This window comes from Micrococcus sp. NPDC078436, assembly GCF_040702705.1.
Lineage (GTDB): Bacteria > Actinomycetota > Actinomycetes > Actinomycetales > Micrococcaceae > Micrococcus.
Genome location: NZ_JBFBLX010000033.1, coordinates 1 through 1,275 on the forward strand (window position 1 = coordinate 1; position 1,275 = coordinate 1,275).

1 protein-coding gene is annotated in these 1,275 nt (G+C 68.2%); it reads right to left on the reverse strand.

The genetic code is table 11. The annotated features are described in order from the left end of the window. Positions 1-32: 32 nt before the first annotated feature. A protein-coding gene (locus AB0302_RS11385) for an IS3 family transposase (RefSeq protein ID WP_366372171.1) occupies positions 33-1,207 on the reverse strand; the annotation gives its coding sequence in 2 pieces (ribosomal slippage) (positions 33-920 and positions 923-1,207; 1,173 coding nt in all). Between the last annotated feature and the right edge of the window lie 68 nt (positions 1,208-1,275).

Genomic DNA, 1,275 nt, shown 5'->3' on the forward strand with positions numbered 1-1,275 from the left:
GGGACTGGTGCACGTGTAGGTGACAGGCGTCTTCACGTCGGGTCTGCGGGCGTGTGGTCCATGATCAACTCGTACTCGACGGGCGTCAATCGGCCCAGGCGCACCTGCCGGCGGCGGCGGTGGTAGGTCCGCTCGATCCAGGTGATGATCCCGGCCCGCAGCTCGTCCCGGGTGTCCCAGTCGCGTCGGTCCAGCACGTTCTTCTGCACCAACGCGAAGAAGGACTCCATGGCCGCGTTGTCCCCGGCAGCACCGACCTGGCCCATGGACCCGACCAGCCCGTGGGCGGTGAGGGCGTCCTGGAATAGGGTCGAGCGGAACTGCGAGCCGCGGTCCGAGTGCACGATGCACCCGGCCACCACGGCGGTGCCGCCACGGCGGGCCACGGCCTGCTCGAGCGCGTTCACGGCCAACGAGGCCTGCATCCGGCCGGCCATGGAGTACCCCACGATCCTGCCGGCGTAGAGATCCTTGATCGCGCAGAGGTAGAGCTTGCCCTCACCGGTGGGGTGCTCCGTGATGTCGGTCAGCCACAGCCGGTTGGGCTCTTCGGCAGAGAAGTCCCGGCGGACGCGGTCATCGTGCACGGGCGGGCCTGGGCGGCGCCCGTTCTTGCCGCGCTTGGCCCCGAACGCGCAGTGCCACCCGTTCTGGTGGCAGAGCCGCCAGGCGGTACGGGCCGCCATCGGAGCGCCAGCATTCTCGGCCTCGTCCCGCAGCAGCCGGTACCCGAACTCGGGATCGTTCTGGTGGGCGTCGTGGAGGGCGTTGGCCCGGTGAGCGGCCTCCACCTCCGCGGTGGTGACAGGGTTCTGAAGCCAGCGATAGTAGGGCTGGCGGGCGAGCTTGAGGACCCGCAAGGACACCGCGACCGGGATCTGGTCGACAGCGAGCTCGGACACGAGCGGGTACATCATTTTTTCGGCAGGTTCGCCTGAGACAGGTACGCCGCGGCGCGGCGCAGAACTTCGTTCTCCTGCTCGAGCAGCCGGATCCTGCGGCGGGCTGCGCGGAGTTCTTCGGCCTCGGCCTTGGTGGTGCCGGGGGTGTTGCCGGCTTCGATCTCGGCTTGGCGCATCCAGTTCGTCAGACAGGAGAAGCTGATCCCGAAGTCCTTCGCGATCTGCTTCAAGTGGGTGCCGGGCTCACGGTTCTGGGCGACGCGGACGACGTCGTCGCGGAACTCTTGGGGGTAGGGGGCGGGCATGGTGCACATCCTTCCCTGCGGTGTGGGAACACCACAGATCGTATGTCACCTACACGCGCATCAGTCCC